This is a genomic window from Lutibacter sp. A64 (genome assembly GCF_022429565.1).
Lineage (GTDB): Bacteria > Bacteroidota > Bacteroidia > Flavobacteriales > Flavobacteriaceae > Lutibacter.
The window spans coordinates 2,270,217-2,292,523 of sequence record NZ_CP092487.1; the positions used below are offsets into that span (position 1 = coordinate 2,270,217).

14 protein-coding genes are annotated in these 22,307 nt (G+C 30.2%); all 14 read right to left on the bottom strand.

Annotated features, from left to right (window positions below):
- Positions 1 to 171: 171 nt before the first annotated feature.
- The 14 genes from MKD41_RS09385 to MKD41_RS09465 all read right to left on the bottom strand — a co-directional run bounded on the left by MKD41_RS09385 (position 172) and on the right by MKD41_RS09465 (position 22,305).
- The gene (locus MKD41_RS09385) at positions 172 to 2,985 is read right to left on the bottom strand and encodes a helix-turn-helix and ligand-binding sensor domain-containing protein (protein WP_240242041.1); all 2,814 of its coding nucleotides are present in this window, start codon (positions 2,983 to 2,985) and stop codon (positions 172 to 174) included.
- A 138-nt stretch (positions 2,986 to 3,123) separates the two neighbouring features.
- Positions 3,124 to 5,406: a polysaccharide lyase family 7 protein gene (locus tag MKD41_RS16400; protein WP_305852409.1), complete on the bottom strand. Its 2,283-nt coding sequence runs from the start codon at positions 5,404 to 5,406 to the stop codon at positions 3,124 to 3,126.
- Between the two features lie 73 nt (positions 5,407 to 5,479).
- Entirely contained in the window at positions 5,480 to 7,729 is a 2,250-nt protein-coding gene (locus MKD41_RS09405) for a heparinase II/III family protein (RefSeq protein WP_240242042.1), read from the bottom strand.
- Between the two features lie 48 nt (positions 7,730 to 7,777).
- A complete protein-coding gene (locus MKD41_RS09410; RefSeq protein ID WP_240242043.1) occupies positions 7,778 to 10,087 on the bottom strand; it encodes a chondroitinase-B domain-containing protein in 2,310 nt (769 codons plus the stop codon).
- Positions 10,088 to 10,100: 13 nt separating this feature from the next.
- On the bottom strand, positions 10,101 to 10,769 hold the full coding sequence (locus MKD41_RS09415; RefSeq protein WP_240242044.1) for a bifunctional 4-hydroxy-2-oxoglutarate aldolase/2-dehydro-3-deoxy-phosphogluconate aldolase: 669 nt from the start codon (positions 10,767 to 10,769) through the stop codon (positions 10,101 to 10,103).
- A 41-nt stretch (positions 10,770 to 10,810) separates the two neighbouring features.
- Positions 10,811 to 12,028 carry a 6-phosphofructokinase gene (locus tag MKD41_RS09420; RefSeq protein WP_240242045.1) on the bottom strand — a complete coding sequence of 406 codons (1,218 nt, stop codon included), beginning with the start codon at positions 12,026 to 12,028 and terminating at the stop codon, positions 10,811 to 10,813.
- Between the two features lie 162 nt (positions 12,029 to 12,190).
- On the bottom strand, positions 12,191 to 13,231 hold the full coding sequence (locus MKD41_RS09425; RefSeq protein WP_240242046.1) for a sugar kinase: 1,041 nt from the start codon (positions 13,229 to 13,231) through the stop codon (positions 12,191 to 12,193).
- Positions 13,232 to 13,299: 68 nt separating this feature from the next.
- Positions 13,300 to 14,064 (bottom strand): SDR family NAD(P)-dependent oxidoreductase, encoded by a 765-nt coding sequence (locus MKD41_RS09430; RefSeq protein WP_240242047.1) that lies wholly within the window; start codon positions 14,062 to 14,064, stop codon positions 13,300 to 13,302.
- A 21-nt stretch (positions 14,065 to 14,085) separates the two neighbouring features.
- On the bottom strand, positions 14,086 to 15,387 hold the full coding sequence (locus MKD41_RS09435; protein WP_240242048.1) for an MFS transporter: 1,302 nt from the start codon (positions 15,385 to 15,387) through the stop codon (positions 14,086 to 14,088).
- 193 nt (positions 15,388 to 15,580) lie between these two features.
- Positions 15,581 to 16,288 (bottom strand): FadR/GntR family transcriptional regulator, encoded by a 708-nt coding sequence (locus MKD41_RS09440; RefSeq protein ID WP_240242049.1) that lies wholly within the window; start codon positions 16,286 to 16,288, stop codon positions 15,581 to 15,583.
- A 142-nt stretch (positions 16,289 to 16,430) separates the two neighbouring features.
- Positions 16,431 to 17,342 (bottom strand): polysaccharide lyase family 7 protein, encoded by a 912-nt coding sequence (locus tag MKD41_RS09445; protein ID WP_240242050.1) that lies wholly within the window; start codon positions 17,340 to 17,342, stop codon positions 16,431 to 16,433.
- An 18-nt stretch (positions 17,343 to 17,360) separates the two neighbouring features.
- Entirely contained in the window at positions 17,361 to 19,499 is a 2,139-nt protein-coding gene (locus MKD41_RS16405) for a PKD domain-containing protein (RefSeq protein WP_305852410.1), read from the bottom strand.
- 22 nt (positions 19,500 to 19,521) lie between these two features.
- Positions 19,522 to 20,697, bottom strand: a complete 1,176-nt coding sequence (locus MKD41_RS09460) for an apolipoprotein A1/A4/E family protein (RefSeq protein ID WP_240242051.1) — start codon at positions 20,695 to 20,697, stop codon at positions 19,522 to 19,524.
- Between the two features lie 12 nt (positions 20,698 to 20,709).
- Positions 20,710 to 22,305, bottom strand: a complete 1,596-nt coding sequence (locus MKD41_RS09465) for a RagB/SusD family nutrient uptake outer membrane protein (RefSeq protein ID WP_240242052.1) — start codon at positions 22,303 to 22,305, stop codon at positions 20,710 to 20,712.
- Positions 22,306 to 22,307: the final 2 nt, after the last annotated feature.

Below are 22,307 nucleotides of genomic sequence, written 5' to 3' on the forward strand. Positions count from 1 at the left end.
CTAAGCAAATACCAAAGCGTTATACGGTTACTAACACTTATGGAAGCTTGATTTTAAAAGTTTATAGATTTTAACATCCCTAAATAATAAAAGAATAATTAATTATAGTAACTCTAAGAATGGTAAACAAAGATTATATTGATAAAAACGCTGTTTTTAAAGGCTTTTGCTTTAAACCTCTAAAATATATTCAACAAGGCTTTTTTCGTGCGCTAATTCCATTTTTTTTCGTAATCTATAGCGCTTAATTTCAACACTTCTAGCTGATATATTCAATAGAGGTGCTATTTCTTTTGAAGATAAATTTAAACGCAAGTATGCACACAACCGCAAATCGTTTGGTGTAAGATTTGGGTGCAATTCTTTAATCTTTTTCAAAAAATCACTATCTGCATTATTAAATGCTTCTTGAAACAACTTCCAATCGCTAGTATTGGATAGGTTTTTATTGATAATTTTTATAACCGGCTTAATTTTTTCTTTATCCTTAATAGTAGAAAGCTCTCCTTTAATGGTATTTAGTATTTCATTCTTTTTTACGATACTCATTGTAGAAGCGGATAATTCTCTTGTTTTACTATCAATTTCATGTTGAAGTTTTTCATTTTTCAATTTCATAATTTCCTTTTCACTTTTTAATTGCGACAAAGAAAATTCTCGTTGTTTTTGGTCTATTAATTTCTTTTTTTGTTTTGAATAGTGACGTTTATACAAGCTATGAACTAACAGTAGTAACGCTACAAATAAAAATGAATAAATAACAATTGATTGATTAGATAAATACCAAGGTCTATCAATAACAAAAGAATAAGTAGCTGTATTAGTAGATAATGTATTTCCTATTTGAGCTCTAACATTAAATGTATAGCTTCTTCCATAAGGTAAGTTTTCAAAAGATGCTTCAGAATCTGTTGACCAATTACTCCACTTATCATAATAACCTTCTAATTGATATTGATACGTAACTTGATTGAACTTATTAAATTCAGGAACGCTAAACGTAAAATTTAAATTATTTTCTTTCGAACTAAACTCTACTTCTCCATTTAAAGGAACAAATTGTTTAGTATCATCTAACGCCTTTTTTTCTATTGAATTTATTGATATTTTAAAATTAGTTGTGTTAATTTTGCTTTTATCTAGTATTAAATAGCCACGTGAAGTCCCGAATAGATATAATTCTTCTTTTAAATTAATTACGCTTTCAAAACCTGTTAAATTCCCTCTTAAAGAAGCTGGAACATATATTTTAGTACTTTGTAAAGTACTATTTAATTTACCGGGCGAAAAATAAATAATACTTTTATCTGTAAACCCCCACAATGTATTTGTTTTAGACTCTAAAACTAATTTACCTGAAATAAATTCATCATCTTTTAGGAACTTTTCTGATAGAATTTCATCTTTTTTAAACAAATCCTCTTTATAATTATATTTAAAAATACCTTGATGCGAGGTGTATAATAAATCTCCATTATATTCTGATATTGCTGCTTTTAAAGCTTTGGGGGCACTCTCTAAAATTTTAAAACTATTAACTTGTGTAAAATCGTCATTTATATCTAACTTAAAAAGTCCTTTATATTCGTGAAAAACTAAAATACTACCATCATTGGTAAAATCGAAAAAACGAGTTGTCGGATCAAAACCAACTATTTTATTTCTTAGTTTCCAAGTATCATTAACTTTTTCAATAATATTTAAACCATAGTAATACCCTTGAATTAGTTTATCCTCATGACCTTTAATTGATTTAATCGCCATAGTTCCCATAGCGCCAGGAATAAGATCTGCTTTATCTCCTTCAACTATAAAAGTTCCTTTATTATGCCCACAAAATAAGGTATTATCATGTACCTTAAAACACCATACTTGACCATCAGTATCCGTAATAAATTTAAAATCATTATTTGAACCTATTTCTTTATAAAATAACCCCTGATTAGTACCTAAGTATAATTTATTATTAAAAATAACCGAAGTATAAACAGATCCGAGTTTTCCACCAAAATCATTATAAACTGAAAAAGGAGAATTCATGTTAACAACACTAACACCGTTATCTAAACCCAACCATAAATTATTATCTACGTCTTCAAACATAGATAAAACAGTATTATTATTCAATCCCTCTTCTTGGTCTATTTGCAGTAAAACATTTCCTTTTTTATCTAATTCAAAAATTCCGTTTGAAATAGTTCCTAAAACTAAATTACCATTTGCTAGTTGCAAACTACTATAAACACTTAAATCTGTAATTTTTGGATTAGTTGTTACATTCCACTGATGTACATTGTTATCTTTATCCAAATAATAAAACCCTTTTGTTTGAGTTAAATATAAAACTTTATCATCTAGTTCAAAAGCATCAACTAAAATATTCTCTTTAAACACATTATCTTCAGAAACTAAAACAGGCTCTCCACTTTCAATTCTAAAAACCCCTTCATTTAATTTTTGAAAATAGATACTTTCGTCTATTTTAAAAGCTTTTGGAAGTCGATTTTCAGAATCAATAATTCTAAATGATTTATCAACTGTATTGTAAATATAAATTCGATTTAAAGATTGAAATAAAATCCATTTATCAAAATCTATAATACTCCAAAAATCTTCTTCTATTAAAGATTCTTTTAATTTTGCGCTTAATGATGTATATTCTAAATTACCATATATGTTTTTTTCCCAAAACCCAAATTCCATATAGGCTCCAGTATAAATTTTATCTCCAATAGCATTTACCGAACGTAATATTGTGTTATTTGGCGATGAATACAATCTCCATTTAGCTCCATTAAATTCTAATAAACCACTATTATTAGCTAAATAAATGTATTTATCTTCCGATTGAGAAATAGACCAGTTCTGGTTTTCAGCACCATATACTTCTGAAGCATAATTTTTAATAGGTGGTAACTCTTGACCAACTATATAAAAAGAAGTTAAAAATAATAGAAAATTTAAAAATTGCTTTATTATACCCATAAAAAAACTACTAAAAAACTGTTATTACAATATTACAATTTTTAAGCTATTTATTATAATATTACAGCCTTTTCTAATACATACAAACAATTATATGATACTAAAAATTAAGAAAATTCAACAAAAAATGAATACCGTTTAATGCTTTACTACTTTAAAAATATAATCTTTATCTAAATGTACTTTAACAAAGTAAATTCCTCTAGGTTTATGTGTTAAATCTAACTGTACTTTAGAATTTATTACATTGTATATTTTTGATAACACCAACTTAGAAACTGTATTAAACACGCTAATTTCAACCGTTTTATGGTTTGTTTCTATTGGAATTGAAAATAAGCCCATAGAAGGATTCGGATACACGTTTAAGCTATTAAATAATTCTATATTTTTAGAATATACTCCTTCACATTCAATCTCTGTTTTTACCTCTACTAAATCTCCATGATTTACTTCAAGATTAAAATCATTATCAAAGGTTTTAAATTGTAAACTTCCATTCACAATAACTTTATAAGGCAACGTTCCTTTGGAAATATTTACAAATAATTGTTTATTAGTTAAAGTAGATTTCCCAGATATAGTAGTTGCCTCAGGTATTACCACAGTATAACAATATGGAGACGTTACGCCAATTACTTCTATGCAAAAACTATACGTTCCTGGAGTAAGATTTTCCAAGGTTTTTTCTGAAGTAAAACTAAAAGTCTCATTATAATAAGTTAACGTATAATCTTGATCTTTAACAGCTGTTATAACTAATTTTCCATTATTTTTACCAGAACAAGTTTCACCTAGTACTTCAATTTTAAAATTATTAGATTCTAAAAGTGCGCAGCCATTTGCATCTACTGAGGTTCCTATACTAGTATTTGGACATTTATCATTACTATTTAAAACACCATCATCATCGTCATCAGCCACAGAAGTTGAAATTCCAAAAACTCTAAATTCTAATAGACTTATCCAATCACCTGTATAATTTTCGGAACCTGTAACAGTAATTTTAACAAAGCGTGCTTCTATTACTGAAAAAATATTAATATTTGGATTTAATTCAGTGGCCGGAGAAGTATTTTCAGACCTATCTACTATTTGAGTAAAAGGACCATTTTCAGATGTTGCTACAGCAATTGTATATTTATAATCTCTATCCGTATAAGCTACTAACTCAGTTCTTTCTATAGCATAAATTTCACCTAAATCTACGGTTGCTGCTTGTGGGTATCCTGAAACCGACCATCTTGTAGCTATTAAACCGTCAACAAGATTTGACACTACATTTTCACCATCTGAAGTTCCCGTACCAATAATTGGTTTATTTAATGCCAAATTAGAACCTACAGCTGATTCCATGACATTTATTGTACTTGAATTAATAAAACCACCTTCACTTGTAGTTACTGTTATTATTGCACTACCTTTTGAAACAGCAGTTACCAAACCATTTACATCAACAGTAGCAACAGCACTATTACTAGTACTATAATTAACTTCAGAATTTACAATTCCTTCAGGACTAACCGATGCAGATAATTGATATGTATTACCAACTAAAAGATCTTTATATTCAGGTGATAAAGTAACTCCTGAAACAGCAACATCTCCATGTTTTACAAAAAAATCATATACTAAAACTTCTCCATAATTTTCTGGATTATCAGTATCAGAGCCTTCTTCAACTGCATTACTCTGGGTGTAATTACCAACCTTAAAATAAGATTGATCATAATTTAAATCCATCACATAATCATTACCATCAACTTTCACTAAATATTGATCTACATTTCCATTATTATAGGCATTCAAAAGATTTCCATCTTCAGAATAATAACAATAATGTTTTCCGTTAATTACATTAAAAATTACTTCATGTACAGTACCTAGTGTATAATTTGTAGAAATAGTAACATTATCTCTTAATTTACCACCATTAAAAGATAAAAAAAGATGTGTTCCTTCTAGTCTTAACACCATAGAATCGTCTATACCATCTTCTTTATTTCCATGTATTTGTGTAGCTACTAATTTGCGTTTATTAATTGGTAAATGTGTAATTGCTTGTTTTACATATATTAAATGAGAGCCCTCTGTAGTCCAATAAACATCTACACTACCATCCGGTTCTCTTTCTCTTAGTTCTGAACGTATATTATCCGATTTTGGTGTAGTACCATTATCACTTCTTATAGGTGTTCTAAAAACTATTGCATCACCAGCGTCATTTACATAAAAAAACTCATTATTAGCTTCGCCACAGAGTGTTTTATCTTCTTCTCCCGTGGGATATGTAATTTTCCATTGCTTACAATTATCCATTAAATCTGAAGGCACTTTTTGAGCCATTATTGGAATTGTAAACACTATTGCTATAACACAAAAGAAAGTAGTTAATATTTTATTTTGTAACCATTTTTTCATATTTAACTTTTCAAAGTTTTAAACTAATAAAACATTTAACTCTATTGTAATAAATAAAAATTGAGAATTTTATTTAAAAATTATTTTTTATACTGGAAAGGCTCAATAATTCTCCTGAATCTAATTCTTTTTCAGCTTTCCAATTTTCAGATTCAACCTTAATTGGCTTATCACCAATATTCTGCAAGGTTACTCCATTTTTTGTAGAAATAATTACATCTGCTTTTGTATTAAATTCAATTGAAATTGTTTCATTTTTTATTTTTGAAGTTTCAAATAAAATAACGGTAGTTGTATTGGATATAATTGTACTTGCATCTGATTTAAACAATTTTTGATTGTTAATTTTCCAAGTACCTAATTTTAAATTTTCATCAGTTTCATCTAACCTATTTTCGTAACCTTTGTATGGAAAAAGTGCCGTTATAAAACTAAAATTAGTATTCGCATTTTTAGTTACTACCGACCACTGTTTACCTCTAGCTCCATCAGTATTTATTGTATCTACTTTATTTAATTGATAAATATCTAAGCCAGTAGCATCATCAAACGTTGCTCTTAACAAATTTGGTGCATTTTCAAGCGAATAATGCCCTTGCCAAACTTGTTTATACGCATGTGATTTTTGAGAAATAAAATTATCTTTTACAATCCAAAAATTATTTTTTATGTTGATTACCTGACGAGAATAACTTACTCCAACATTTTTAAAACCATCGTGTGACCCAACAAACACATCATAATCTTTATTTGTTTTCCAAGAAATAGTTTTAGGGTTAGGAAGTTCTAAAAATTTACCAAAACCACTTCCTCCTTTGTTTGATGTATACTGTTTTCCTTGTAATTCATCATCAACCAAAGCAACATTTTTTACTATCGAATTTTTAAAAAATCCGTAATCTTTTAACGAATAGCGCACTTGATAGTTTGGTAAAACAACGTTACCATTTGCCATAGCCTGAACACCCAACATATCTCCATGCTGATGGTCTGGCTTAAATGCATCTAAACCTGCTGAAATAATTAACATATTAGCATTAGCATTCCAACCATCTCTAGAAATATAATATCCTGTTGTTGGAAAAGAAACTGAACCCATAACTGGTGTTTCTTTTTGTATTGAATTTAAAGCTTCTAATTGTTTTTTATTTAAAAACCAATACATATTACTTGCAACATAATTATTTGCAAAATAGCCTAAAGAAGGATCTTTAAACAGTAAATATCCTAAAGTTAATACGCCAGAAATATCATTTTTTTCTGCCCAAGGATTATCTGTATCATCTTGTAAAACAGGAGCTGACTTATCTGGATATGCAATTTTAGTTAATGTTGTAAACAAAGATTTTAATTTTTTCTCCCAAAAATCGCCAACTTTAATATTACTTAATTTGGCTAACTGGTATACATAATAATAATTGCCAATATCACTCATATGATAATGTACAGAACGTTCAAATTGAAATCCATCATCATTAATTTCTTTAGATAAATGTTCTTCTAATAATTGCATCGCATGATTATACCAAAGATCGGTACCTTCAAAATCTCTTAATAAAATTGAAATCATAACCAATGCCGACAAACCTCTAGTTTGATGGTTACCTGATTTAAATTTTGTATTACTAGCATATAAATGCGCTCCGTGTTGCAATAAGGTTGCAACTGTTATTAATTGATCTTCATCGGTATAACTTTCTTCACCTAAAAACATATTGTAAATTTGCAACCAATTTAAAACACGATAACCAGATCTAAATGCTTCATAGACACCATTTCCACCTTCAATTTTTTCATATTTACCTTGACTTAAAGCTATATTTAAAGATTTTAATTGATTGGTGAAATAAGAAATATACTTTGGATTTTTATTTTGATAGTAGTAATAATACGCAATATCAACCATTTTATGCTGACGTGCTAAATGACGTAACGCATAAGCATTTACAGGCTCACCGTTTAAATAATTAAAAGGTAGTTTCCACTGTGTAACTGCTGAATATTTTAAACTATGATCTAAAGCTCGTTCTGTATGACTTGCTTCAATATTAGGGTAGGTTTTGTTGTATTTTTGAAACCTTTCATCTACATTTTTCCAATTAAAGAAATAACGTTCAGAAAATTTATTTCTTAAATAATCCGCTAATTTAGCTTCAGAAATTATATTATTTTCATTTAATTGTGCTTTAACTTCTTCTGTTAAATAATTTGAAAGTTTAGAATTTTCAATAATTTTAGTTGTAGGGATTTGTTGTGCATTCCCCACTAAAGTAAAAAACAAATAAATACAAAAAATTAATCTATTAAATTTCATTTTTCCCATTTATTTGTTTTTTAGATTTTTATAAATCAACGTACTAGCTCACACCAGCTAATACATTAATTTCATTTTTAAGTTTTCTTCTACTACAATTTTCCCTGAATTTTGAACTTTATTGTTCGCGTGTGAATTATTTTTAGCTCCCCATAATAATGCTACCAATTTTACTTTATTATTTTGGAACGTATTATTTTCAATATTTACATTAACAATACCTCTTGTATTAATTAAAATATTAGTTTCTTCTTTAGCACCACAGTTTTCAAAAGTACTATTAGTAAGTGCTAAATTTCCTCCAATTGTAGACTCATCGTAACCACCTCTATAATAATCAACAACATTGCTTCTTACATTGTTAAACTGACAGTTGTCTATGGTTAAATATTCTACATTGTAATCTCCTTTATCGTTAATTTCTTCTGAAAGTTCAATACCATTTTCACAATTAGTTATAGTTGTATTGGTAAATGAAATTTCTTCAGCAAATGTTTGTTTGTATGCTTTTAAAACATAATCAAAGTTGCTTATTTCACTTCCAGAAACTGTTAATCCGAAATGATTAAACATATTTTCTTTTAGACTTGCAAAGGCTTTTTGAGTTCCATTGCCTTTAATCTTAACATTTTTTAATGTTAATAAACCATAAGGATTTAATTCAAACAATGGTGTATTTTCTTCACCTGAAAAAACAATTTCTGCTTTTGCTTCATCTTTAGATTGAATTGTAATGGTTTTATCTATTACTAGAGATTTAGGCACTGTGTAAGTTCCTGCGTTTAATGTTACAATATCTCCTGCTTTTGCTTCAGCAATTTTAACAGCAATATCATCATTAGTTGATACTTCAAAAATTTGAGGTTCACTTGGCGTTACTTCATTTGAATACCAGCTAGCACCATATTTTGTTTTATCTAAAATTAATGGATCGTTAGTTACATCAGAAACAGTAGCTCCTATTGAATTAGAATTTGCTCTAGAATTCCCAAAAAGATCGTTTGTAATTTCCTCAAATCCAAATCCATTATATGGTTTAAACTCATCAGAAACACCCGTTGGAACAAAAACATATTCACCAATTTTAGTTATTTCAAAACTAGTAGGAACAATACGGTCTTCATCATTAAAACTAACCCCCTGATTGTTAATTATATTACTTTTAAATCTTACACCATCGGCTTTATCGTGTTCTATAATTGGATTAGAATCACCTACTTCATTAAAAATAATATTATTTGCAACGTCTATTCTAAGTGGTCTAGCTGAACGAATTTCAGACAAAGGCAAGACATCTTTTTGATCAATATTAGTACCTACCCCAAATTGCCAAGGAGATTTACAGTTTACATACGTATTGTATGCAACTACTACATCTGTAACTTGGTTGTATCTATTTAATGGAGATTTAGGTATCCCGTTCATAACAGCTAAAGGACTTCTAAAGTTTTCACCAATAATATTGTAGAAATAATTATTTACTACCCAATGACCGGTATTTACAAGTCTTATTCCTCCATAATTTTTATTTTCACCATCACCTATAAAATAATTTCCATCAATAATTGCATAATTACCATGACGTGTTACAACAGACCCTTCACTTTTATAAAAAACATTGTTTCTAATTTCGTTAAAGTTAGTTTTACTAGAAATAATTTCAACCTCTCCGTTACATTCTTCAAATAAGTTATTTGCAATAACTGTATTACCAGGAGACATTGAAGAAAAACTACCTCCTAATTGAATAGTTTCTCCTCTTGCACCACCTTTTCTAGGTCTTGGACCAAAATGATTATTAACAATTTGATGGTAATTTCTTATACTTTGATTTCCGCGTATATCTACTCTAAGCGTAGGACCTCCATTAGTTTTTCCTCCAAAATAACAATGGCTTACTTCATTATGTTTTCCAAAAAGTTGCACCCAATGATCATCTCTATCACGTTGTTTTTGATTATAATCTAAAATTACACAATTTGTTACTTTAGAATGATTGGCTACGTTTTCTTTACTTGTTCTAAAAGCAATTACATCTCCACTCGGCGTATATCCATTTCTAAAAAATAAGCCCTCTACAAATAAATAATCTCCTGCAATTTCTAAATTAGAAACACCTTCAATAAAAACTTCTCCAACAGTTTCTGCTTTTAAAGTTATAGGTTTTTCTTCAGTTCCTTTACCTACAAACTTAATTTCAACATCTTTCCAAACACCATTGGCAAGTACAATTTCATCACCAGGTGTAGCTTTTTTTATTGCTGAATTTAGTTCTTCTATATTTTTAACTTTTATCATATTTACTGAAACCTCTTTACAAGAAATCGATAAAATAAATGATAAAACAATTAATAAATTTTTATACATTGACATAGTATTTTTATTTTCTTACTTCTTTAATTAATGCTAATGCCTCTTTAACTTTAGCTTTTAATCCGTCGTAATCTTCTTTTGCTATAATTTCTTTTGAAATTAGTTGAGATCCCATTCCAACACAAGTTACCCCTGCATTAAACCAACCTGTTAAATTCTCTTTTGTTGGAGAAACACCTCCTGTTGGCATTATACTTGTCCAAGGTTGAGGTCCTTTAATTCCTTTTACAAATTGAGGCCCGTAGATATCTCCTGGAAATAATTTTACAATTTCGCAACCTAATTCTTCGGCTCTTGCTATTTCTGTTAATGTTCCACAACCCGGAGACCATAAAACTTTACGACGATTACAAGCAATAGCAATATCTTCTCGTAATACTGGAGTTACTATAAAGTTTGCTCCTAATGCCATATATAATGAAGCTGCTGCTCCATCTGTTACAGAACCAACTCCCATTATCATGCCTGGTAATTCTGCAATTGCATATTTTGTTAATTCTCCAAAAACTTCGTGTGCATAATCTCCACGAGCTGTAAATTCCATTAAGCGCGCTCCACCATCATAACATGCTTTTAATACTTTTTTGCTTAATTCTATATCACTATTAAAAAACAAAGGAATCATCCCGGTTTCTTTCATTGCTATTGCTACTTCTATTCTTGTAAATTGTGCCATAATTTTGTTTATTGTATAATTACTAATTGTTAATCAATAACTTATTTCCAGTTTAATATTTTTTTAAAATCGTATGCCGAAGGATCTTCTACATATTGTTTTGCTTCTTGATAATCTTTTTCTCTAATATAAATTAGATTTTTTATAAATAATTGAGCCATATCAGACTCTATATCTACTAATCTAGGTTGAACTTTACCATTTTCATCTTCAAAATCTTGTAAATATAACGGCATAACATCTCCGTTTGAATTAGCGCTTACTATACAACCTGTAACGCCTTCTTTATATAATTTTTTAACACCTATAGCCAATAATGTACATAGTGTTAAATCGAATGCAATTGGTTTACAACATCTTAGTTCATAACCTATTTCAACCGGTCTAGTTTTAATATCTAGTCCTAATTCTTTTAATTTAACCTGAAGAAGGTAGTTAAAAATATGAGATTTACTAACATTTCCTAATTCTGGATGTCCATGAGCATCATACGTAAAATTAATACCTGAATTTTTTATTTCGTCATCATCCATAAAGTGAAAAACACCTTCACTTACCATAGCAACACCATATTTAATTCCTCTAATTTTACTTTTTATAATAGACGAAATAATAATATTCGTTAATTTTTCAAAAGTAATTTTTGTTTTATTAAACATTTCAGGAATAATCATCATTGGAAAATGACAAGCAGAAGCAATACCAAAGGCTAAATGCCCTGCTGATCTACCCATTGCAGAAACTACAAACCAATTTTCACTGGTTCTAGCATCTTCATACACAGTATTACCAATTCTAACACCTTCATCTTTTGCCGTATGAAATCCGAACGTAGGGTTTCTATCTGGTAGCGGTAAATCGTTATCAATGGTTTTTGGAACGTGAATATGAGCTACATTTAATTTTTTATTAGTTAAATATTTTGTAAGTCTACTAGCCGTTGAAGCCGTGTCATCTCCACCAATTGTAACTAATAATTTTACATTATTTTTTTGAAAAAAATCTGCATTAAAATCGCTATCTTTTGGTTTAAACCTACTCATAGTTAAGATTGAACCACCTAAACTAAAAATTCGATCTGCACTCTGATAGTCGAAGGATTTTATTGAAGGATTTTTAGAAAATAACCCTTTATATCCATGGTGTACACCTAAAACGTTATAACCATCTTTTAAAAATGTTTTAGCAAGTGTACTTATTACAGTATTGATTCCCGGAGCAGGACCTCCACCACAAATAATTGCAATTGACTTTTTCATATACCTCCATTTTTATTTTAACAAGCAACATCTGGACTTACAAGTTACTTTTTACTTGTATTAAATTTGTAAATACACACATGTTACATAAATTAAGGAAAGTTAGTTTGATGGATGTAAACCAACTTTCCTATAATCAAACATAAATATTACTATATAGTATTATCTTGCAACTCTACCTGAAGCATCTCCACTCATTAATTTTTTAACTTCTTCTATTGTAGATAAGTTTGCATCTCCTTTTATTGTGTGTTTTAAACAAGATGCTGCTACTGCAAAATTTAATGCTTTTTGGTCATCTCCTTCATATTCTAACAAACCATAAATTAAACCTCCCATAAATGAATCTCCTCCTCCAACTCGGTCTACAATATCTGTAATTTGGTATTGTGGTGATTCAAATAATGTTTTACCATCATATAAAACTCCTGCCCAGGTATTGTGTGATGCTGAAATGGATCCTCTTAATGTGGTTATTACTTTTTTAGCTCTTGGGAATTTTTTCAACATTTGATCACAAACTGATAAAAATGCTTCTCCTTTTACATGTTCTCCTTGAGTTGTAATATCTAATCCTTCTGGTTTAATGTTGAAGTGTTTCTCTGCATCTTCTTCATTTCCTAAAATAATATCACAGTACGAAGTTAATTCAGTCATTATTGCCTCTCTATCTCCTCCATATTTCCATAATTTCTGACGGTAATTTAAATCCGTAGAAATTGTTAAACCTAATTTACTAGCTACTTTTACAGCTTCTAAACAAGCATCTGCTGCTCCTTGAGAAATGGCTGGTGTAATACCTGTCCAATGAAACCATCCTGCTCCTTCAAATACAGATTCCCAATCTACCATTCCTGGTTCTATTTCTGCAACTGCTGAATGTTGTCTATCGTAAACTACTTTACTACCTCTATTAACAGCTCCGGTTTCTAAGAAATAAATTCCTAATCGATCGCCTCCCCAAATAATATTATCGCAGTTTACACCTCTTTTACGCATTTCCATCATAGCACATTCTCCAATATCATTTTTTGGTAAACGAGTTACAAAATCTACAGGAACACCATAATTAGCTAAAGATACAGCTACGTTTGATTCTCCTCCTCCGTAAATCACATCAAAACTATTTGCTTGTGAAAATCTTAAAAATCCGTGTGGAGCTAATCTTAACATGATTTCTCCAAATGTTACTACTTTTTTCATTATAAAATTTTTTTATTATAAAATTGGCGTAGAAAATACCTACGCCAATTTTTAGACTAACCTATAAATTAAATTCCTAAAGCTTGTCCACCACCAATTTGGATAGTTTCAGCTGTTATAAATGAAGCATCTTTACTAGCTAAGAAAGATACAACAGAAGCTACTTCTTCTGGTTGACCTAATCTACCTAATAAAATACTGTTTGCCCAAGAAGCAAAAACTTCTGGTTTAGTAGATTTAATTTGAGCGTGGAAAGGAGTATCAATTGTACCCGGAGATACTGCATTTACTCTAATTCCATATTCTGCTAAATCTTTTGCCAATGCTCTAGTAATTGCATGTACACCAGCTTTAGATGTTCCATAGATACCTGCTCCAGGTCCACCAGCATTCCAAGCTGCATTTGATGTATAATTAATTATTGAAGGATTGTCAGATTTTTTTAAGAAAGGTATTGCTGCTCTTGATGCAAAGAATACTGAATCAAGGTTTAAAGCCATTACAAATCTGTAAAATTCAGTTGTCATTTCTTCAAATCTAGATCTTCCACCTAAACCACCTGCATTGTTAACAAGTACATCTATGTGACCATATTTTTCTCCAATTGCTTTAATATTAGAAGTTACAGCATCATCACTTGTAACATCAAATCCAATATACTCTGCAGTAATTCCTTCAGCTGTTAATTCTTCAACTCTTTTAGCTCCATCTTCGTCTTCAATACCATTTAAAACTACAGTATATCCGTCTTGACCTAATCTTTTAGCTACTTGAAATCCGATTCCTCCTGTAGCACCTGTAACAACTGCTACTTTATTATTTACATTACTCATTTTTAATTATTTTTAATTATTTTATTTATTTCTTTTAATTGGCTCAATTTTAGGGATAAATATCCACACACTAGCTAAAGTTAGAATAGCTAAAGCCGCTCCTATTATAAAAGCTGGTGTATAATTACCTCCACTAGTTAACCAAGGCACTAAGTAGGTTAAACCTGCAGCAGTAAGTTTTGCCGCCATTCCTGAAAATCCAGATAATGTTCCAACTGTTTTTCCTGAAAAAAGGTCACTTGGTAAGGTTTGAACATTACCAATAGCTGTTTGAAAACCAAACAAGATAACAGCCATAATAATAACGGCAGTAACAGCTTCTCCTGGATTTGCCATAGCAATTAATGCTGGTAGCATAATTAAACACCCAAGTGTAATTGTTAGTTTACGTGTTCTATTAGCATTCCAACCTGCTTTTAATCTATTTTGTGCTAATAGACCACCAAACCAAGCTCCAAACATAGCTCCAACGTATGGTACCCATCCATAAAGCCCAATAGATTTTACATCCATTCCATAAACTTCATTTAAATAAATAGGTATCCAAAAAACAAACAGCCACCAAATTGGATCTATAAATGCAGATGCTAATATTACACCCCAACTTTGTTTATGACCTAAAAGCTCTTTTGTATTAGGATTATACTCTTGATCAGGTGTTCCATCTCCATCAAAATCTTCATTTTTTTGACCTGTTAAAATATAATCACGTTCCTCATCTGTAATCCAAGGGTGATCTTTTGGTGGTGCTTTTACTAATATCCACCATGGTATTAACCAAAGTAAACCTGCTAAACCAATCAATATAAATATTGATTTCCAGCTAAAATATACAGCTAAAAATGCAATTAGCGGAATAGATATAATCCCTCCAATAGCTGCTCCAGAATTAAAAATTCCTTGAGCAAGTGCCCTCTCTTTAGTAGGGAACCATTCTGCATTACCTTTGGCAGCTCCTGGCCAGTTTCCTGCTTCTGAAATACCTAATATTGAACGAAAAATTCCAAAACTTAATATCCCTTGAGCAAATGCGTGTAATGCTGTTGCAATAGACCACACACCAATAGATAACACAAAACCTAATCGTGTACCTACCCAGTCGAAAATTTTACCAAAAATGGCTTGTCCGAAAGCATAAGAAAATACAAAAATGATTGAAATAAGCGCATAAATTGCCTTTGTTTCATCGGGTGTATGCCCTGGATATAATTCTTTTGCAATTTCAGGCCACAGTACACTTAATGACTGACGATCAATATAATTAATAATTGTAGCAAGTGCAATTAACGCTACAACCCACCAACGTAAACCTTTTAATTTCATTTATTATTAAATTTAATCAGGGTTTTTTATAAACATAGATTCACTGACCAACCCTATTTTAGTCATTAAATAACACTCTTAATAAATACGAAATTTAATTTATTGTAAATAACTTCCCTCTAATTTTAATGTATTTATTAATCGTACTACTTTCCTCTATGAGAGTAACTTAATTTTATCGTTTATAATAATTTTAAATTTTAACATTGTAACAATACTCATACAAATTCTTAAAATGTAATTTCATTTTTTCTTTAACTTCTGTTGGGTTCTTTTCTTTTATTGCTTTAAAAATAGCTGAATGCTCTTCAATACCTATTAATGATGATTTTTTATCACACACATGATGTTTTTCAAAATTGATGATAATTTCAGGTGTTATCATTAACATTAAGGTATTTAAAGTACTATTACCTGCAGCTTTAGCAATTGCTAAATGAAATAATAAATCTTCTTCCACTGCATCTTCTCCGTTAAGTGCTTTTTTAGAAAATGCTTCTAATGCCCCTTCTATTTCTTTTAAATCCGCATCTGTTCTTCTTAAAGCAGCTAATTTTGAAGTTTTTAACTCCAACAAAATTCTAGTTTCTACAAGTGATTTAAAATCTGGTTGTTCTAACCTTAAAACACCGTCTATAATACCGTTTAAAGCAGTTACACCAATATTAGCAACAAAAGTTCCACTTTGAGGAATTGATCTTAAAATACCATAAAACTCTAACCGCTGAATTGCCTCTCTTACATTATTTCTACTGGTCTCAAACTTTTCAGACATCATACGTTCAGATGGCAATTTATCTCCTGGTTCTAAATTCTTAAAATTTATATAATCTCTTATTTTAGAAATAATTAAATTTTGAGTTTCTATGTGATCTATTTTTGTTAGTATTTCTAATTTCATTTTAATATTGGTTATAATTTTTAATCTAAAATATAAAATATTTTTAAGTGAAAATAAATTTGAATATACTGACTCTAGCAATAGAGCCAGCATATACATCAAATAAACTCAAACTTTAATATCAACTCATTTATAATACATTTTAATGACTTACTTCTAATTCGTAATACCTTACAGTTGAAAAAGACCCTTCATCTCTAGATTGAAAGTAATTTCCAGCTTTAAAATAGTTTTCAAAAACACCCCAACGTTTAATGTGAATATCATCATAAACTTTGTATTCATTACCATTTAATATCACTACCATTTTTCCTTCACTTACTTTAACTTCTAACGTAAATTTTCTAAAACCTACTTTTTGTTCAAAGTTAAAACCTTCATCATCTCCCCAAGCGTCTTCATGAAGTATTTCTTCATCGGTAGCATGTATATTTTTAAGTACTTTAGACTTTACACGTATTTTTCCTTTATCCCAATATATTTTTAATATTGGCGGAGCATTGTTATCGTCTTCACCTATTAAATCGCGTTGTTCATTAGTTAACCTTCCATGAATTTGCATAATAATGGTTCTATGAAATTTTCCTTCATCATCTTTTGTGGTTTCTGCCATCGCTAATTTTCCCTTCAAATAACCACCTTCTGCAAAAGTCCAGTTCCTATTATTATCTCCAGGCACCATCTGCTCACGTAATTCTGAACGTGTATACTTCGTATTTTTAGTTTTAGATGCTGTTGGCATTGCATGAAAAACTATAGCTCCTCTTGTAGAATCAATATACATATAAGGTTTTGCTACATCTATTTCAGCAAATTTTAAAATTTTTGGAGGTTCAATTTCATAAGGTCTCCCTTTTTCATTTGTAACTGGTAAGGTAACTTTCCAATGACTTAAATCAATCATTGGAAGTTTTACCTTATTCTTCTTCTTTTTCTTCTTTTCAATTTTAACATCCGAATCTGAAACGCTACTTTTCTGTGCTTGACAAGCAACGTTTACAGTTAGAAATGCTAACAAAAATATACTCAATATTTCTTTTCGGAAATGCTTCATTTTTTTAATTATATAATTTTAAAATCCTGGAGTAATAATATCTATATTATCTATAAATACCTCATTACTACCATCAACAGCATTTAATGCTCTCACATAAATTACAGCAATATTTGACGATGCTGTGAATGTAAATGTAGTTGTTGTAAATGTATTCTCAGTTGCAGAACCTTTACTTGGATTGAAATCATTTGTAATATTAAAATACGCGTCTACAGAAGGATCATTTTCAGGATCCATATCTAAACCTACTTCCGTAGTAATTTCATTATTTAAAATAAATACTTCTGTATTAATTCCTTCTGCTTCAGAACGTGTATCAATAGTAAACGTATATTCAACTCCTGGCTCTACTGCTACAACTTGATATAAACGACGACTACTATTAGAAAGCTTAACAGCTCTTGTTTTAACACCATTAACATACGTACCATCACTTGATGATCCTGGTTGTTCATTAGTACCGTAAGTAGCATCTATATAATCGTTTAATGCTGAATTATACCAAATAGCTTTATAAGGACTATCAATTTCACCTAGTACATCATCTTTTACCGTACTATTAGGTGTCATATCCCAAGCATCAGCATTATCACCTGTTTCACCTTGATAATCATCAGCTGTACCATTTAAGGTTTTAGCTTCAAAAGTTGCATCAACTCCAGCACTAGCTTCTGGCGTAATAATATCAATATTATCAATAAATACTTCATTACTACTATCAACAGCATTTAATGCTCTTACATAAATTACAACAATATTTGCAGTTGCTGTAAACCTAAAAGTAGTTGTAGTAAATGTGTTCTCAGTTGCTGACCCTTTACTTGAATTGAAATCATTTGTAATATTATAATAAGCATCTACAGATGGATCATTTTCAGGATTCATATCTAAACCTACTTCAGTAGTAATTTCATTATTTAAAATAAATACTTCTGTATTAATTCCTTCTGCTTCAGAACGTGTATCAATAGTAAACGTATATTCAACTCCTGGCTCTACTGCTACAACTTGATATAAACGACGACTACTGTTAGAAAGCTTAACAGCTCTTGTTTTAACTCCATCAACATACGCACCATCACTTGATGATCCTGGTTGTTCATTAGTACCGTAAGTAGCATCGATATAATCGTTTAATTCTGAATTATACCAAATAGCTCTATAAGGACTAGCAATCTCCGCACCTGTGTTATCTTCAATAGTACTATTAGGAGTCATATCCCAAGCATCAGCATTATCACTAGTATTTTTAGTCCAATCATCAGCTGTACCATTTTGAACAACCGCCATAAATGTAGGATCTATTCCTCCAATTGGAACAAATTGTGAAATACTCTTAGATACACCTGCATCGTTAGTTGTAGTTAAAACTACTTCATAAGTTCCCTCACCAGCGTAAATATGTGTTGGATTAGCTTCTTCTGACGTATTTCCATCTCCAAAGTCCCAACTATATGAAACTGCTAAAATAGAAGCATCTGTAAATTCAGCTGTAAATCCTCTAGTTATAAATGTAAAATCTGGAACTGTAGACAATACTAATCCTTCAATATTCTTTGTTACAGAAAACTCTGTACCTAAATGATTAGTTGCGGTTAAAGTAGCACTAAAAGTTTCAGCTGTTTTATATGCATGTACAGGGTTAAAGTTCGCATCTTCCTCTGTATCTTCAGCATCCCATTCTACAGTTTCTCCGTCTCCAAAATCCCAAACTAAACTAGCCGCACCAGAAGTAAGGTTTTCAAAAGTAACTTCTGAATCTATAGAAGTATGATTAAAATCAACTAAAATAGGTGCCACATCTGAAGAGTCTGTTGCTATTAAATTATCTGAACTTGTTGTTGTTAATTTAACAGTATATAACCCACCTTTTTCATATGTATAGTCTGGATTAGCATCTGTAGATGTATTACCATCTCCAAAATCCCATAAATAAGAAGCAGCATCTGTTGAGTAGCTTCTAAATACCATTGATAAACTATTATCTGGGTTAGTACTTGTTGTAAATAACGTATTAGGTTGTATATTGTTTACATTTCCAGTTGGTGGTACAAATTCTTCGTAACCATTATCATAACATGATATTAAACCTAAAAACATTAACAACAGTACCAAAATACTCTTATTGAATTTTTTAATTATTTTATAAACCATAATATTATATTTTAGAGCTTTATTATTGTTTTACTGTTATATCAAATGCATCTAATCTACACTCTGTACCTGAATTAGTAAGTAAAATAATTACTTTTTCATATTCACCAGCTTCAAAGGTAATTGCGTGTTTTTTAAATACATCATCAACTCTTCCTACAGAACTTTCTGTTCTAGAAGCTATAATATTTGCTTCTAATTTTGCTTCATCAAGTGTTGTTGCATTAGGGCTAATTATTGATACGGTAACTTCACCTATATTATTAGTATCTAACTCACTAAAGTAAGTTAACACATAGGTTGCTCCTGGTGTTACTTCAATTTCTTGATACCCAACTCTAGATCCATCTGAAGGGAATTTAGCAGCTTGATAACCGTCAGGTAAAACACCTAACTCAGATTTTGTGTTAATTTGAAAAACTGACCCCCATTTAGAACTACTAGGAGCTCTCCAAGAGTCTCTACCGTCTCCAGTACCATCAAACAAAGTACCATCATCAAAACTTGGCTCACCAATTTCAGGAATTGGAATTGTTGGCACAACTTGATTTACTGTAATTGTTTTTTCTATATAATCTGATTTACCAAGGTTATCGGTTACAGTTAAGCCCACAGTATATTCACCTGGACCTGGAAAAGAAACTATTATTTCTCTATCTTGTAAAGTTGCCGCTGGTAAAGTTGCTATTTGACTTTCTAAATTAGATACATTTTGCAAAGTTTCATCTGTAAGACTTGCTTTTGCTGTTTCTAATTGCGCTTCTAAATCAGCTATTTGCGCTTCTAACACCGCAGCTTTAGCTTCATCTACAGTACACGGCAATTTAAATTCTAATTTAGAAATTGCATCTTCTAATGCTGTAACAGTAGCTAATTCACCTTCTATAGATTTTTCAAGAATAGGTAAATCTTTATTTATTAATTCAATACCTTCTGAAGGTGAAACTTTCCATTCATAATATATACCATTTACTGCTAAATTTGAACCAGCTTGAAAATTAAACTCATAGTTAGCTTCTAATTCAACATCGCTACAATCAAATTCTGAAGTAGTAATATCGGTTACGTTATAAAACGGCGTAGGCCCTGTTATATCTTCTAAATCACCTACATCAGCCAAGTCATCATTGACACAAGAAGTTAAAGATACAAATGTAACTAAAACTATATATTTTATTTTAAACAAATATTTATTCATAATTATCTGATTTTAGTATCCGCTATTTTGATTATAAAAATTAGGTAAATTGTCTATTTCTCTTTGAGGGAAAGGAAGGTATTTTTTCCCTGGAGCATAAAATAAACTATTTTCATTAGAAAATTCCGTCAACACATTATCTGCTTGACCAAATCTAATTAAGTCATACAGACGTTGATTTTCATATACAAACTCAACTCTTCTTTCATCTAATAAAGCTTGCTTAGTTAAATTTGCAACTTCTTCAAGTCCTGCTCTAGCTCTTACTTTATTAAAAGCTTCAACAGCTCTTGGGTCTGTAGTACTATCATTATTTCCTAAAATAGATTCAGCGTACAACAACAACACATCAGCATATCTTAAAACAATCCAATCGTTATCACCAATTTCACCATCAGTTGGGAATTTAGCATTAAACGTATCATTTGTTTCAAGCGTAGGATTGTAAGATAAAGCATCAATACTAGCATAAAATCTTACTGGTTGTAATTCTGGATTCATCACTTCTAAAAAATCAAGCGATGCAATATTTACACCATTTGATGGCCCTTGCAATGTCATAGCAAAACTATGTGATTCTGAATCTGTTTCTACTTGATCATCTAAACCACTATCACTAGTTGTATAATTATCACTACTAACTAATTCGTATGCTATTGAAAAAATTATTTCATTATTAATCTCATATGCAGAATTGTTTGACCAAGAACCATCAAGTACTCCATCAGAAAATCCACCTGAAATTGAATTACCAAATACGTGTCCATAATCTATAACTAAGTTAGCATAATATTCTGCATCTGTTAAAAGATCTACAGAAGCATCAGTAGGGTCTGCATTAAATTCAAACTGTGAAGCATTGCTTCTTTCTGTAAATAATAAGTTATAATTATAAGCTCCACTATTTTCAACAATTGAAGCTAATAACAATTCTGCTTCAGAATAATTTGGATTTGGCTGACTTAAATATGCTTTAGCTGCTAAACTTATAGCAGCACCTTTAGAAGGTCTGTATCTATTTTGTTCTACACCATCTAAATAAGCAATAGAAGTTTTAAAATCATCTATAATTCTTTCATAAACTTCACTTTCTGGTAACTGAGGAAAATCTCTAGCCTCTTCTGTATTTATGTCTAAAACTTTATCTACATAAGGAACGTTTTGATATGCTCTAACTAAATTAAAGTGACATAAAGCTCTCATAAAATAAGCTTCACCAACTGTATATTGTTGACTTTCTGGTGCTAAAAAACGATTCTCTATAATTGTATTTGCATGTTTAATGGTAGACATATTATTAGAATAATACGTTGCTACATCTCCATTATTTGGATCTACATTGTATGCATTAATTGCTGGATAATTTCCATTTTCTGTATTAGCCCTTACATTATCCGATCTTAATTCTATTAGTAAAAACTCATTAGCTGGAACTTTTTGATAAGCATCTAAAACTCCATTAGATAATAATTGAAATCCATTATCTGTTTGTAATAACTCTTCTATAGAAAGTGCCGTAGGGTTACTTAGATCTAGTTCTTCTTCACAACTTACAAATAAAGCCATAAGAGAAAAACAAACTATTATATTTTTATATATATTTCTCATAA